The 14,109-nt window shown below is 70.9% G+C and carries 12 protein-coding genes; 8 read left to right on the top strand and 4 right to left on the bottom strand.

Going from position 1 to position 14,109, the window contains the following annotated elements; all coding sequences use genetic code 11:
- The first annotated feature begins 8 nt into the window (after positions 1-8).
- A complete protein-coding gene (locus KVT45_RS42505) occupies positions 9-1,160 on the top strand; it encodes a type ISP restriction/modification enzyme (protein WP_217554844.1) in 1,152 nt (383 codons plus the stop codon).
- Positions 1,161-1,251: 91 nt separating this feature from the next.
- On the top strand, positions 1,252-2,448 hold the full coding sequence (locus KVT45_RS42500; RefSeq protein WP_217554843.1) for a CaiB/BaiF CoA-transferase family protein: 1,197 nt from the start codon (positions 1,252-1,254) through the stop codon (positions 2,446-2,448).
- A gap of 23 nt (positions 2,449-2,471) precedes the next feature.
- Here KVT45_RS42500 and KVT45_RS42495 read toward each other — a convergent pair whose 3' ends face one another.
- The 3 genes from KVT45_RS42495 to KVT45_RS42485 all read right to left on the bottom strand — a co-directional run bounded on the left by KVT45_RS42495 (position 2,472) and on the right by KVT45_RS42485 (position 4,230).
- On the bottom strand, positions 2,472-2,741 hold the full coding sequence (locus tag KVT45_RS42495) for a hypothetical protein (protein WP_217554842.1): 270 nt from the start codon (positions 2,739-2,741) through the stop codon (positions 2,472-2,474).
- 137 nt (positions 2,742-2,878) lie between these two features.
- Positions 2,879-3,691 (bottom strand): anti-sigma factor, encoded by an 813-nt coding sequence (locus KVT45_RS42490; protein ID WP_217554841.1) that lies wholly within the window; start codon positions 3,689-3,691, stop codon positions 2,879-2,881.
- Entirely contained in the window at positions 3,688-4,230 is a 543-nt protein-coding gene (locus KVT45_RS42485; RefSeq protein WP_217554840.1) for a sigma-70 family RNA polymerase sigma factor, read from the bottom strand. Before KVT45_RS42485 ends, KVT45_RS42490 begins: the two co-directional genes overlap by 4 nt.
- Before the next feature lie 206 nt (positions 4,231-4,436).
- Here KVT45_RS42485 and KVT45_RS42480 point away from each other — a divergent pair, with 206 nt between their 5' ends.
- From KVT45_RS42480 to KVT45_RS42465, 4 genes are all read left to right on the top strand, one after another.
- On the top strand, positions 4,437-5,966 hold the full coding sequence (locus tag KVT45_RS42480) for a DUF4331 domain-containing protein (protein WP_217554839.1): 1,530 nt from the start codon (positions 4,437-4,439) through the stop codon (positions 5,964-5,966).
- 177 nt (positions 5,967-6,143) lie between these two features.
- The gene (locus KVT45_RS42475; protein ID WP_254648157.1) at positions 6,144-7,553 is read left to right on the top strand and encodes a lipopolysaccharide assembly protein LapB; all 1,410 of its coding nucleotides are present in this window, start codon (positions 6,144-6,146) and stop codon (positions 7,551-7,553) included.
- 29 nt (positions 7,554-7,582) lie between these two features.
- Complete coding sequence (locus tag KVT45_RS42470) at positions 7,583-9,352, top strand: nickel transporter (protein WP_308311031.1); 1,770 nt, start codon at positions 7,583-7,585, stop codon at positions 9,350-9,352.
- 45 nt (positions 9,353-9,397) lie between these two features.
- Positions 9,398-11,005, top strand: coding sequence for a protein kinase (locus KVT45_RS42465; RefSeq protein WP_308311030.1), 1,608 nt, complete (start codon positions 9,398-9,400; stop codon positions 11,003-11,005).
- A gap of 31 nt (positions 11,006-11,036) precedes the next feature.
- On the opposite strand, the gene KVT45_RS42460 is transcribed toward KVT45_RS42465, so the two are convergent.
- On the bottom strand, positions 11,037-11,840 hold the full coding sequence (locus KVT45_RS42460; RefSeq protein WP_217554832.1) for an SGNH/GDSL hydrolase family protein: 804 nt from the start codon (positions 11,838-11,840) through the stop codon (positions 11,037-11,039).
- Positions 11,841-12,166: 326 nt separating this feature from the next.
- Between KVT45_RS42460 and KVT45_RS42455 the strand changes: the two genes are divergently transcribed.
- Together KVT45_RS42455 and KVT45_RS42450 are read left to right on the top strand one after the other, a co-directional pair.
- Positions 12,167-13,375, top strand: coding sequence for a S8 family peptidase (locus KVT45_RS42455; RefSeq protein WP_217554830.1), 1,209 nt, complete (start codon positions 12,167-12,169; stop codon positions 13,373-13,375).
- A 246-nt stretch (positions 13,376-13,621) separates the two neighbouring features.
- A complete protein-coding gene (locus KVT45_RS42450) occupies positions 13,622-13,975 on the top strand; it encodes a hypothetical protein (RefSeq protein ID WP_308311029.1) in 354 nt (117 codons plus the stop codon).
- Positions 13,976-14,109: the final 134 nt, after the last annotated feature.

The following is a 14,109-nucleotide window of genomic DNA, read 5'->3' as shown; positions in this document are numbered from 1 at the left end:
GTCGTACGATGCCGGGCGTGACGCACGACGACGCTCCGCTGCTGGCGGACCTCATGCCGTGGTCCGTCGCACCACTACGGCTCGGCCGGGGGTGGCCGACGGCCCCCGGCGCGGCGACCCTGAAGGCCCGCTGGGACGCCCTTCTCAAGGCCGAGGGCCCCGACCGCGAGACCCTGTTCGAGCCGACCCGCTCCCGCACGGTCCACTCCGCGGTCGCCCAGCTCCCCGGCCGGCCCAGCGGCACCGCACCGCTCGCCGAGGCGTCGGGCCCCTGCCCGGACCCGATCCGCGTCCTGGCCGCCCCCTTCGACGAACAGTGGCTGATCCCGGACCACCGCCTGATCGACACGGCCCGCCCGGAGTTGTGGCGGGTGGCCGACGACCACCAGATCTTCGCGGTGGAATCGGCGGAGGGCATGCCGTTGCTGGCGACCTCCCTCCCGCCCACCCTGCGCGCGGGCCGGATCCGCCCGCTGTACCGCCGGCCGGGGGGCGCGGAACCGAACCTGGCCCCGGGCCTGCTGGAGCACCTGGCCGACCGGCTGGGCCGGGGGGTGTCCCCACCGGACGTCCTGGCCTGGGCCCTGGCGGCGATCCGCGCCGACCACACCGTCCCGCTCACCGAGGACCCCGACCTCTGGTCGAGAGGCGTGACACTGGGCCACCGAGCCCTGTGGCTACTGCGCCGGGACGGCGAACGCCCCAAACTCCCGGGCGGCCGCCGCCCGTACGTCCGAGCCCCGCTCCCCGCCCGCCCCCTGACGATCCTCTACGACGCCGAGGAAGAGGCCCTCCACCTCGACGAGGGCCGCATCTCCCCGGTACCGCCGGAGGCGTGGGACTTCAGGATGGGCGAGGTACGGGTCCTGGAGGCGTGGTTCACCACCCGCACCCAGCAGGCGGAACCCGGCACCCTGTCGGCGATCGCCCCCACGACATGGCCACAGCAGCAGACCTCGGAACTGCTGGAACTGATCACGGTCCTGTCCTTGTTGGCGGACGTACGCGCGCAGCGGACCGCCCTGGAGATCAAGACACAGATCACGGCAGTCGACCTGGCGACAGCGGGCGTACTTCCACCCCCGGAGACGTCCCGCAGACCAGCGTCGGTTCTGGAGCACGCCGAGGAAGGCCCGGCGGGCCAACTGACGCTCATGTGACTGACTCAGGGGCGCGGGGCTGTATAGATTTGCGGCTCCGCCGCGCGGGCGCGCCAAGCCCCCACCGGCCCGCACCTGGAACGAGACCACAGTGCCCCTTCTTCCGTTGCCCCTCGAAGGCATCACCGTCGTCGCCGTCGAACAGGCGGTCGCCGCCCCCTTCGCCACCCGCCAGCTCGCGGACCTCGGCGCCCGCGTCATCAAGATCGAACGCACCGACGGCGGCGACTTCGCCCGCGGCTACGACACCGCCGCCCACGGCCTCGCCTCGCACTTCGTGTGGTGCAACCGCGGCAAGGAGTCCATCGCACTGGACCTGAAGGACCCGCGCGGCCTGGACGTCGTACGGCGGCTGATCGCGGACGCGGACGTGTTCGTGCAGAACCTGGCCCACGGTGCCGCGTCCCGGCTCGGCCTCGACGCGGCCACGCTGTGCGCCGCGCACCCCCGGCTGGTCGCCGTGGACATCTCCGGATACGGGGCGACGGGGCCGTACGCCGGCAAACGCGCGTACGACATGCTCGTGCAGTGCGAGGCGGGCCTGGTGTCGGTCACCGGGACGCCGGAGCAGCCCGTGAAGGCCGGGATCCCGGCGGCGGACATCGCGGCGGCCATGTACGCCTTCTCGGGCGTCCTCGCGGCACTGGTGCGACGCGGGACCACCGGCAGGGGCGGGCCGGTGGAGGTGTCGATGCTGGAGGCGCTGGCGGAGTGGCTCGGGCATCCGCTGCACCACACCATCCACGGCGGGACTCCGCCGGAGCGCACCGGTCTGGCGCACGCCGTGATCGCGCCCTACGACGCCTACCCGACCGCGGACGGCGGGCGGGTGCTGCTGTCGGTGCAGAACGACCGGGAGTGGCGACGGCTGGCCGAACAGGTGCTCGGACTGCCGGAGTTGGGGACGGATCCGGTGTTCGCGACGAACGCGGCCCGGGTGGCGAACCGGGCGCGGACCGACGAGCTGGTCGGGACGGCCCTGAAGGCGCTCGACGCCGACGAGGCGCTGGCACGGCTGGAGGCCGCGGGCATCGCGTGCGCGCGGCTGCGGGACCTGCGTGAACTGGCCGGGCATCCGCAGCTGGCGGCCCGGGAGCGGTGGCGGGAAGTGGGGTCGCCGGTCGGGCCGCTGCGCGCGTTGCTGCCGCCCATCACGCTGCCGGGCGGGGACGAGGCGCGGATGGGGGATGTGCCCGCGCTCGGGCAGCACACCGAGGCGCTGCTGCGTGCCGTGGGGATGACGGACGCCGAGATCGCAGCGCTGCGCCGGGACGGTGTGGCTGCCTGAGCGCGGGCGTGACGGTCAGACGGTCAGTGCTTGTTGCCGCCGAACAGCGAACGGCGCAGTCGACGCAGCGGCGCGAAGAGCGAGACACGGCTGACCCGTGCGACCCGGTCGCTGCGCTGTGCGGGTTCACGCGCGGTGAGCTCACGCATCAGTGAGGTCGCCTCGATCGCCTGCTGCTGCGGTATGGCGGGACCCGCCAGCACCGACAGATGGCGGTCCAGGCGCGAACTGCTCGCGCTGCTCCCGCAGCTGATCGCAGGAACCCGCGCCCTGCTGCGTGTTATCTGATCCATGTCACTCCCCACCCGTACGAGTCCACCCGGCCCGGGCAGGGTAACCCTATCGCCCCGATGGGGCACTCGTGTATCGCGGTCACAGGATTCACCTTCCCCGCAAGGGTGTTGACGACCCCTCTTCAATTACACTCCGACTACTCTCCGAATCCAACCGATTTCAGGGCGAGTTGGACAACCGGCTGGCTGGTGGGCTGTACTGAACCACCGGCAGGTTCGACGGTCACCGCGAGTGACGTCGCGGACTTGCCCAGACCCGTGGCGACCAGGGGGGTGTCGCCCTTGAAAAGCCCGAGGGAGCGCGGTTGCACACGGGGGCGCATGAGCCAGAGCTGGTGCACCCGGCCCTTCGACAGGGCGCCGTACCCGCTCAGTGTGACGACGGCCTGCCCCTCCGATGCGGAGGCCACCGCTCCGATACTTCGGCCCTGCGCGTCCTTGCTGCTGGTCGCACGGGCGTCGGGCGCGGACAGAACGTGGGCGATCTCACGCGACTGGGCCCGCTCGGCGTCGAGCTGGTCCTGCGTCCGGCTGGCCTGCACCGCGAACAGCGAGGCGACGACCAGCGCGGCGGCCGCGGTGGCGGTGGCGAACGGCACGAACAGGGGACGGCGCGTCCGCACCCGGGCCCGGGCCGGCGGCGGCTGGGCGCCCCAGACGTGCGGCGGCAGCTGGGGCGTGTGCTCGGGGATGGGGGCCGACTCCTGAGGGGTGGCGCGGACGGCGGCCAGCACCCGGTCGCGCATCGCGAGGGGCGGCGGGGCCGCCGTGGACCAGGCGAGCCGTACCGCGTCCTCGGTCAGCGCCCGGACCTCGTCGGCACACCGGTCGCAGTCCTTGAGGTGCTTCTCGAAGCGGCGCCGCTCACCGGGCTCCAGGGCGTCCAGGGCGTAGGGCGCGGCCAGGGAGTGCAGGTCCTCGCGGTGCAGCAGGCGGCCGACCAGGCTCACGCGGCACCTCCCAGGCAGTCGCGCAGCCGGGTGAGTCCGTCGCGCATCCGTGTCTTGACCGTGCCCAGCGGCAGCTTCAGCCGCTCGGCGACCTCACGGTACGTGTAGCCGTCGTAGTAGGCGAGGGTGACGGACTGGCGCTGGAGGGCGGTGAGCCGGTCCAGGCAGCGGCGTACCCATTCGCGCTCCAGGCCGGCTTCCACCGTTTCGGCGACCTGGTCGAAAGCGGGTTCGCCGGCGCGCAGGGCCTCGCGCTGTTCGCGTTCGCCGGCCGCGCGGGCGCTGCGCACCCGGTCGACGGCGCGGCGATGGGCGAGCGTCAGGATCCAGGAGAGGGCGCTGCCCCGCTCGGGATCGAACTTGGCTGCGGAGCGCCAGAGTTCGAGGAGCACCTCCTGGGCCACCTCCTCGGACTGGGCGGGGTCGCGCACCACACGTCGTACGAGCCCGAACACCGGCCCGGACACCAGTCCGTAGAGGTCCTCGAACGCCTTCTGGTCGCCACCGGCGACGAGCACCAGCAGTTCGTCCGCCTCCACCCCGTCCCCCCTTCTGCGGCCGCACCCGGCCCGTCCTCCCACACCAGGCATTCGCAACTGACGCACCTCCGGCAGAAGTACGTAAGCGGGCGCCCGAAACGCAGGTTGAGCATGAAAAAAAGATTTTTTTCTTCGGACCAATCCAAACGGCCCTCCTGCTCCGTATACCCGTCCGTCAAGCAAGTTGGGACCGAGGGACGGACGGCATGACACCTCTAATCTCCAGGAGCGGCACGGGGCGCAAGGGCCTTGTCACGCTCATCTGCGGGGCCCTGGCGACCGGCGCGATCACAGCCGCCAGCGTCGCCGCGCTGGAACCGGGGGCGGCCTCCGCCTCCTCCCACCGGGAGGCCCCGCTCATCTCGGGCACTCCGCAGTACGACAACACCGACCTGTACGCGTTCGTCAGCCCGGACAAGTCCGACACCACGACGATCGTGTCGGACTACATCCCCTTCGAGGAGCCGGCCGGCGGCCCGAACTTCTACCAGTTCGCGGACGACGCCCAGTACGACATCCACATCGACAACAACGGTGACGCGCTGGACGACCTGATCTTCCGCTACACCTTCCGCACCCAGATCAAGAACAAGAAGACGTTCCTCTACAACACGGGCGTGGTCGACAACCTGACCGACCCCGACCTGAACGTCACGCAGTCGTACAACCTTGACCTGATCAAGCTGAAGAACGGCAAGCAGCAGCACACGACGAGGATCGCCAGTGACATCCCGGCGGCCCCGTCGGACGTCGGCAAGGCGTCGATGCCGGACTACGCGAAGCTGCGCTCCCAGGCCATCTACAAGACCGCGGGCGGCGGCGCGACCTTCGCCGGCCAGGCCGACGACCCGTTCTTCGCCGACCTGCGCGTCTTCGACCTGCTGTACGGCGGCAACCTCTCCGAGGTCGGCCGGGACACCCTCAAGGGCTACAACGTCAACACGATCGCCCTCCAGGTGCCCAACGACCTGATCCGGCAGTCGGCTTCGCGCCCGACCGTCGGCATCTACGCGACGACCCAGCGCAGGAACGCGCAGGGCTACTACTCGCAGGTCTCGCGCCTCGGCAACCCGCTGGTCAACGAGGTCGTCAACCCGCAGAAGGACAAGGACAAGTTCAACGCGTCCCAGCCCAAGGACGACGCGCAGTTCCTGAAGAACGTCACCAACCCGGAACTGCCGAAGCTCATCCAGGCGATCTACAACATCAAGGCGCCGTCCGAGCCCCGCAACGACCTCGTCAGCGTGTTCCTCACGGGCGTCAAGGGCCTCAACACCGAGCAGCCGCAGGCGAAGCCGTCGGAGATGCTCCGCCTGAACACGTCCATCAAGCCCACCGCCAAGCCCAAGCGGCTCGGTGTCCTGGACGGTGACAACGCGGGCTTCCCGAACGGGCGCCGGCTCACCGACGACGTGATCGACGAGGCGCTGCAGGTCGTCGAGGGCGAACTGGTCGGCTCCAAGAACGACTTGGGCGACGCGGTCGACAAGAACGACAAGAGCTTCGAGAAGTACTTCCCGTACGTGGCCGAGCCGACGGCCGGTTCGCGCGGTGCGCTCGCCAAGAGCGCGGCCGGGAGCAGCACGAAGAGCGCGCTGGGCGACGCCCTGACCGGTTCCTCCGGTGACAGCAACATGACGCTGATCGCGGGATCGGCGGCCGCGGGTGCGGCGGGCGTGCTGCTGATCGGCACGGCGTTCGGCTGGTGGCGCCGCAGGATGCAGCGGCCGTACTAATCGCCGTTCCCATCAGGGCAGTCGGGTGACTGCGGGTCGGCGATGGCCGATCGCGCAGTTCCCCGCGCCCCTTGCGGGGCGCTCAACGCGCCCTCCACATACTGGCGCGGCCCGCACCCACTCAATCCCCCACGGCGCGGGCCGCGCCGCCCCGCGCGACAGCTACTAGGAGAGGGCATGGCCCCGGGTACGAACGACAAGCAGCCCGCCGAGACGAAGGACGACGAGCGCGTCACCGCCCTGCGCCGGTTCGCCGCCGCGGGGCGGAACTGGCGGCGGGCCCGGCTCGCCGGCTCCGCCGTGCTGATGGCCATCGCGCTGACCGGCGGGGCGATCGCCTTCGGGGCCGCCCGGGACGGCGGTACGGCGCCGGTGGCCACGTCGAGCGCGGTGGACCCGGCGCTGCTCGCGAGCGGTGACCTCGCCACGACGATCGCCTCCCTCCAGGCCCATCTCCGTACCCAGCCGAAGGACTCCGACAGCTGGGCCACCCTCGGCCTCGCCTACGTCGAACAGGCGCGCACCAAGGGCGACCCGTCCCGCTACCCGCAGGCCGAGAAGTCCCTCAAGCGCGCGCTCCAGATCACCCCGGACAACGACCAGGCGCTGGCCGCCGAGGCCGCGCTCGCCGCCGCCCGGCACGAGTTCGCGCAGGCGCTCACCTACGCTGACCAGGCCCTGAAGCAGAACCCGTACAGCGCGAACGCCCTCTCCTCCCGTATCGACGCCCTGGTCGAACTCGGCCGCTACGACGAGGCGAGCAAGGCGGCCGACCTCGCCGACCAACGCAAGCCGGGCGTACCGGTGTTCACCCGGTACGCGTATGTGCGGGAGCTGCGCGGTGACGTGAAGGGAGCGCGGCAGGTACTGCAGCAGGCCCTGTCCACGGCCACGTCGAAGGGCGACATCTCCTATGTGGCCGCCCAGCTCGGCCTCCTCGCCTGGAACCAGGGCGACTACAAGAGCGCGCTGGACTACTACGCCCGTGCCCTGGCCGCCGACGAGAACTACCTTCCCGCGCTGGAGGGCCGGGCCCGTGCCCAGGCGGCGAGCGGCGACCGGGCCGATGCCATCAAGGGCATGGAACTGGTCGTCTCCCGCTACCCCCTGCCCCAGCCCCTCGTCGAACTCGGTGAGTTGTACGAGGACCGGAACGCCAAGGGCGACAAGCAGAAGGCCGACGACCAGTACGCGCTCGTCGAGGCCTGGATCGCACTCGCCCGCGCCAACGGCGTCAACGCCGACCTCGACACCGCCCTCGCCGCCGCCGACCACGGCAACAAGGCCGAGGCGCTGAAGGCCGCCCGCGCCGAGTGGGCCCGCCGCCACACCGTGCACACGGCGGACGCGCTGGCCTGGGCCCTGCACGTCAACGGCAAGGACAAGGAAGCGCTCCCGTACACCCGGCAGGCCACCGCCACCGGCTACCACAACGCCTCCTTCATCTACCACCAGGGCATGATCGAGCTCGCCAACGGCGAGAAGGCGGCCGGCCGCGCCGCCCTCACCAAGGCCCTCAAGCTCAACCCCGGCTTCTCCCCGCTGGGCGCGCGTACAGCCCGCAAGGCGCTGGAGGACTCGAAGTGAACCTCCGCCGCACCGCCGCCGTCTTCATCGTGGCCTGCGCCGCGACGCTGCTGTCCGCCACGGGCGCGAGCGCGCACCCGCTCGGCAACTTCACCGTCAACAAGTACGACGGTCTGGTCGCCGCCCCCGGACAGCTCCGCGTCGACCACGTCGAGGACCTCGCCGAGATCCCGGCGACCCAGGCCAAGCCGGACCTGAAGCGGCTGGGCACGGCCAAGTGGGCCGAGCAGCGCTGCACGACGGCGGCGGACGGCAGCAGGCTCACGGTCGACGGCAAGGCGACGCCGCTCACCGTCAAAGCGAGCCACGCCGAGCTGCGGCCCGGCCAGGCCGGGCTGAACACGCTGCGCGTGGAGTGCCGGTTCACCGCGCCCCTCCCGAAGGGCGCCACCGTCACCCTCGGCTTCCACAGCGCGGGCACCGACAGCGGCCCCGGCTGGCGGGAGATCACGGCGCGCGGCGACCGGATGACGCTGACGAAGACGGACGTACCGAAGACGTCGCTCTCCCACGAACTCACCAGCTACCCCAAGGACCTGCTCTCCTCCCCGGCCGACATCACCACCGCCGCCCTCCACGTACGGCCGGGCGGCCCGGCCCTCACCGAGGAACGGCAGGACACCCCGGGCGCCGAGATCCTCCCCCGGGGCATCGACCGCTGGACCCAGGCCCTGACCGACCTGGTCGCCCGCCACCACCTCACCGTCGGCTTCGCGGTGCTCGCGCTGTTCATCTCGATCGGCCTCGGCGCGATGCACGCCCTCGCACCGGGCCACGGCAAGACCCTGATGGCGGCGACGGCGGCGGCCCGGGGCGGCCGCGCCCGCCTCCGCGACGTCCTCCCGCTCGCCGCGTCGGTCACGGTCACCCACACCCTGGGCGTGGTCGCCCTGGGCGTCCTGGTGACGGCTGGCTCGGCGGCCACGCCGTCGGTGATCGCCTGGCTGGGCATCGCGAGCGGCCTCATGGTCCTGGCGGCAGGCGCGAACCTGACCCGCAGGGCCTGGCGGAACAGGGCCCACGAACACGCCCACGGCCACGACCACGGGGACGCCCACGGCCACGACCATCACCACGGGCACGATCACGACCATGAGCACGACCACCACCACGAGGTGGCCCAGAAGCGAGAGCTGGCCCTGGTCGGGACACACGAGCACGCCCGTGCCCACGTCCACACGCGCGACGACGGCCACGGCCACACGCACGACCACGGGCACGACCACCCTCACGACCACGACCATGTTCATGGCCATGACCACGGTGCTCAGCCACACTCCCTGACCACCCGGTCGTCCGAGGACGACGGCCGGCCCGCACCCCACTCAGCCCGTCCGGCGCTTGAGGACGAGGCCGTCCAGGCCGAAGGGGGGTCCGGGGGCGCAGCCCCCGATCACGGCCACACCAACATGCCGCACAGTCATGGCGGGTTCACCCACACCCACTCCACGGCCCCCACCCTCCGCGGCACCATCCTCCTCGGCTTCGCCGGCGGCCTCGTCCCCAGCCCCTCCGCCGTCGTCGTGCTCGTCGGCGCCGCCGCCCTCGGCCAGGCCTGGTTCGGGCTGCTTCTCGTCGTCGCCTACGGTGTGGGTCTCGCGCTGACGCTGACCGCCGCCGGGTTCGCCGTCGTCAAGCTGGGTACGGGAATGACTCGGGTGATGGACAAACGCCCTCGCTGGACCACCCATCCCATGGCCACCCTGGTCCGCCGGACCACCCCGCTCGCCTCGGCGCTCGTGGTCGTGGCGCTGGGGGTGGGACTGGTGGTCAAGGGGGCCGCATCCGCACTTCTCTGAGTTACGTTTGTGATGAATCAGCGTGAGCTGCCGTGGGGGGCACCCGTGACCGAAGAGCCGGGCCGTGAGCGAGTGATCGCGGGCCGCTACAGACTGCTGTCCCCGCTCGGCGAGGGCGGCATGGGCACCGTATGGCGGGCCCGCGACGAAGTGCTGGGCCGAGACGTCGCCGTCAAGGAGGTGCGGGCGCCCTTCGGGTTGTCCGGCTCCGACGTCGAGCGGATGTACGCCCGTCTGGAACGCGAGGCCTGGGCCGCGGCCCGGGTCGCGAACCGCAATGTGGTGACGGTGTACGACGTGGCGATGGAGGGCGGACGGCCCTGGATCGTCATGGAGCTGATCCAGGGCGTGTCCCTCGCCGACGTGCTGGAGGCGGAGGGGCCGATGTCCCCGCAGCGGGCCGCGGGCGTCGGCGCCGAGGTGCTGTCCGCGCTGCGGGCCGCGCATGCCGCCGGGGTGCTGCACCGGGACGTGAAGCCCGGCAACGTGCTGCTGTCGAACGACGGCCGGGTGGTGCTCACCGACTTCGGGATCGCCACGGTCGAGGGCAGCTCGGCGCTGACCATGACCGGCGAGGTGATCGGCTCGCCGGAGTTCCTCGCCCCGGAGCGGGCGCTGGGGCGGGCGTTCGGCCCCGAGTCCGACCTGTGGTCGCTCGGTGTGCTGCTGTACGCGGCGGTCGAGGGCAGCTCGCCGTTCCGGCAGGACACCCCGCTGAGCACTCTGCGGGCCGTGGTGGACGAGGAGTTGCCGCCGCCGTACCGGGCCGGGCCGCTCGCCCCCGTCATCGAGGGGCTGCTCCGCAAGGACCCGGCGCAGCGACTGTCGGCCGAACAGGCCGAGCGCGACCTGCGGTTGGTCGCGGCCGGAGGCACCCCGAGCACGGCCGCCACGGTGCCGGTCCCGTACCAGGCCCCGACCGTCGTCTCCAGGCAGCCTCAGCCGTCCTCCCCCACAACCCCGTTGCCCACCACCCCCACCACCCCGGCGGACACCCGGCCGCCCGGCGCCGACCGGGACCGCAGGGCCGGTACCGTGCTGCTCATCGGACTGCTGCTGGTCGTCCTCGCGCTCGGCGGGCTGACGTACGCCCTCCTCAACCGCGACAACGGCAACGGCGACGGCAACAACGCGGGGGCGAGTCAGTCGGCCAGCAACCTCAGCTCCCCGGCGCCCAGCAAGAGCAGCAGCACCAAGTCGGAGACCCCGTCGGCGTCGTCGTCCGCATCCGCCAGCAGCAGCGCGGCCGCGCAGAGTGTGAAGGTCAGTGTGGCCGGGTCGCGCACGGACTATTCGGGGGCCTGCCCGCCGTCGTCCGCGCAGGCGCCCTCGTTCACGGCGACGTTCACGGTGGGGAGCGCGCCCGCGGACGTGCAGTACCGGTGGGTGCTGAAGGACGGGAAGCTCGACGACCAGGGCTGGAAGACGCTGTCCTTCCCGGACGGCGGCGGGAAGACCCGGCAGACCGGGGTGACCGTGACGACCTGGTCCGACAGCGGGACGCTGAGCGACGCGATCGCCGTCGAGGTGCGCAGCCCGGTGGAGACGACGTCCAACTCGGTGCCGTTCTCGGTCACCTGCACCAAGACGACGGAGACCCCGACCGACGGGGCCTCCGCTTCGCCTTCGCCTTCGCCTTCGAGTTCGTACTAGAGCTTTCGTACTAGAGCTCTAGTACTGGATCTCAGGACGCGTTGCTGGTCAGGGCCGGCAGATAGCCGCCGGACTGGCCGGCCGCGGTGGGGTGGTACGACTCGGTGATGTCCAGCCAGTTGACGCTGTGCAGCCATGAACTGCCGGAGCAGATCTCGTGGCTGGAGAACGCGCTGCGGACGTCGCCGAAGGTGAAGCCGTGGTCGGCGGCGCGCTTGGCGATCGCGGTGTCGATGTAGTCGGCTGCGTTGTTGATGGCGGTGCGTTTGGCCGAGGAGAGGCCGAGGCAGGTCGTGCCCAGCAGGTAGAAGCGGGGGTAGCCGAGGACGACGACCTCGGCGTTGGGGGCCTTGGCGCTGATCGCGTTGTAGACGCTGTCGAGCTTGCCGGGGAGCGTGGAGTCGACGTAGGCCTCCGCGGTGCTGATCCGGGACAGGCAGGTGCTGTCGGAGCTGAGCACACAGGTCGTCATGACGTCGGCGAAGCCCGCGTCGTTGCCGCCGATGGTGATCGAGACCAGGGCGGTGGCGGAGCTGAGCGAGCCCAGCTGGCCGGAGAGCACGTCGTCGGTGGTCGCGCCCGAACAGGCGAGGAACGAGAACGAGGACGGGCTGTGGGCGGCGTTCCACAGGTAGGGGTAGGCGTTGGTGCTGCGGTCGCAGCTGCCGCTCGAGCTGATGTAGCTGCCGGCGCCGACGCCGGACGCGTACGAGTCGCCGAGCGCCACATAGCCCCCGGTCGCGGCCTGCGCTTCCGACGCGGCCGCCCCGGTGAGGGCGAGGCCGGTGGCGAGGAGGAGTGAAGTCACGTATGCCGTAATTCGGGAACGTCTCATGGAACCTCCCTTTAGCAGGATCTCTGCCACAACTGTCGTACCAACTACGCGTGTTGACGGGAAGTGTCCATGCCAAAACCGTTCGGGTCCTCAACCAGTCCTAACCGGACCGATCCCGCGCGCTCCCGGCGCGTTTGATTGCGTGTCCATGACAGCCTTGTGACAGGTCGTCAACTCCCTTGTTCTTTGCCGGGGGAAAACCGATTCTTTACTCGGTCCGTGAGCGGAACGCGACGCTCCCGGTCCGTGTGCGCGAAGCCGCGCGCACACCCCCACATGCGTGCGCCGACCCGGGCGTGCGCTGCCTAGAGGAGGACTCCCTCGTAATGGCACATCTGCGTACCCAGAAGCTGCGGTTCGCCGCCGTCACCACCGTGGCGGCCGCCGCCCTCGTAGGCGGACTCACCGCACTCCCCGCCCAGGCCGCACCCGCCACCGGCAGGGTGCTGCACGCCGGCTCCCCCACGGCCGTCAAGGGCAGCTACATCGTCACCCTCAAGAACGGCGCCGGCTTCAAGGCCTCCTCGACCGAGGGCAGGAGCCTGGTCAAGGAGTACGGCGGCACCGTCGCGAAGACCTTCGGCAAGGTGCTCAACGGCTACTCGGCCAAGCTCTCGGCGACCCAGGCCGCGAGACTCGCCGCCGACCCGGCCGTGGCCACGGTCGAACAGGACCAGACGGTCCACCTCACCGACACCACCCAGTCCAGCGCCCCCTGGGGCCTGGACCGCATCGACCAGGCGAGCCTTCCGCTGTCCGGCACCTACACCTACCCGGACGCCGCGGGCAGTGGGGTGACCGCCTATGTCATCGACACCGGTGTGCGGATCACCCACACCCAGATCAGCGGCCGCGCCTCCTACGGCTATGACGCGGTCGACGGCGACACCACCGCCTCCGACGGCAACGGCCACGGCACCCACGTGGCGACCACCATCGCGGGCTCCACGTACGGGGTCGCCAAGAAGGCGAACATCGTCGCCGTGCGGGTGCTGGACAACAGCGGCTCGGGCACGACCGCCGGGGTGATCGCGGGCATCGACTGGGTGACGTCGAACCACACCACCCCGGCGGTCGCCAACATGTCGCTCGGCGGCTCGGCCTCCACCTCGCTGGACACCGCGGTCGCCAACTCCATAGCCAGTGGGGTGACCTACGCGATCGCGGCCGGCAACAGCAGCGCCAACGCCTCCTCGTACTCCCCGGCCCGGGTCTCGACCGCCATCACCGTCGGCGCCACCACCAGCTCCGACGCCAAGGCCAGCTACTCCAACTACGGCTCGGTCCTGGACATCTTCGCGCCCGGCTCCTCCATCACGGCCGGCTACAACACCAGCGACACCGCCACCGCCGTCCTGTCGGGCACCTCGATGGCCACCCCGCACGTGGCGGGCGCGGCCGCCGTCTACCTCGCGGGCCACACCTCGGCCACCCCGGCCCAGGTCGCCACGGCTCTGGTCAACGGGGCCACGTCCAACGTGCTCACCAGCGTGGGCACCGGCTCGCCGAACAAGCTCCTGAAGCTCGTGTCGTAACCGATCACCGGAACGCACCGGAATCGAGCGACTTGTTCCCCGGAGGCATCAGGTGTCTCCGGGGAACGGTCATGTCCGGAGACCTGCTTGACGCCTCCCGTTCGGCTGCGCGACATTGAAGCCCGGCATCCGACGCCTTGGGGGGCAAAGTCGGCCATGCAGACCATACGGCTCAAGACATCATCAACAGCGGACGAACGGGCACGGCCAGGACCGGGGAGGGACCTGGGACCCCTGCTCGCGGGGGTGGCGACGGCCGTCGCCGGGACCGGTGCGCTGCTCGCGCTCACCGACTCGGGCTCGTCGCTACGCGGGCCGTTCGCGCTGTTCTTCCTGATCGCCGCGCCGGCCGCGGCGATCGGTCTGACGCTGCGCGGACTCGATCCGTTCGCCCGCGTGCTCACCGCACTGGCGGGTGCCGTCGCCCTGGACATGTTGATCGCCCAGGGCATGCTCGCCACCCACCGCTGGTCCTGGCGCGGCGGCATCGTCGCCGTGAGCGCGATCAGCCTTCTGCTGCTTCTGCTGGTACTCCTGCGACCGGTGGAACGCATTCTCAAACGGACATCCCGGCGGGCCGGGAAAATCCGTTCGAGTTGAAGAACAAGGTCGGCCAAAATTTCGTAACGGCCAAACCAACAAAAACGTGAGGCCTACTTCCAGGCCTTGCCATACTGGTCCAATCATCAATACCGTCGTACATCTCACCCGCATCGGATCGTCATCAAGCGGCT

It is taken from the genome of Streptomyces sp. GbtcB6, from assembly GCF_019091475.1.
Taxonomy (GTDB): domain Bacteria; phylum Actinomycetota; class Actinomycetes; order Streptomycetales; family Streptomycetaceae; genus Streptomyces; species Streptomyces hyaluromycini.
The sequence above is the reverse complement of the archived record's forward strand: the minus strand, read 5'-3'. Positions and strand labels throughout refer to the sequence as shown.

Coding starts and splice junctions, on each gene's coding strand:
- KVT45_RS42505 (WP_217554844.1), top strand. CDS start 9: ATGCCGGGCGTGACGCACGACGACGCTCCGCTGCTGGCGGACCTCATG.
- KVT45_RS42495 (WP_217554842.1), bottom strand. CDS start 2,741: ATGGATCAGATAACACGCAGCAGGGCGCGGGTTCCTGCGATCAGCTGC.
- KVT45_RS42480 (WP_217554839.1), top strand. CDS start 4,437: ATGACACCTCTAATCTCCAGGAGCGGCACGGGGCGCAAGGGCCTTGTC.
- KVT45_RS42475 (WP_254648157.1), top strand. CDS start 6,144: ATGGCCCCGGGTACGAACGACAAGCAGCCCGCCGAGACGAAGGACGAC.
- KVT45_RS42460 (WP_217554832.1), bottom strand. CDS start 11,840: ATGAGACGTTCCCGAATTACGGCATACGTGACTTCACTCCTCCTCGCC.
- KVT45_RS42455 (WP_217554830.1), top strand. CDS start 12,167: ATGGCACATCTGCGTACCCAGAAGCTGCGGTTCGCCGCCGTCACCACC.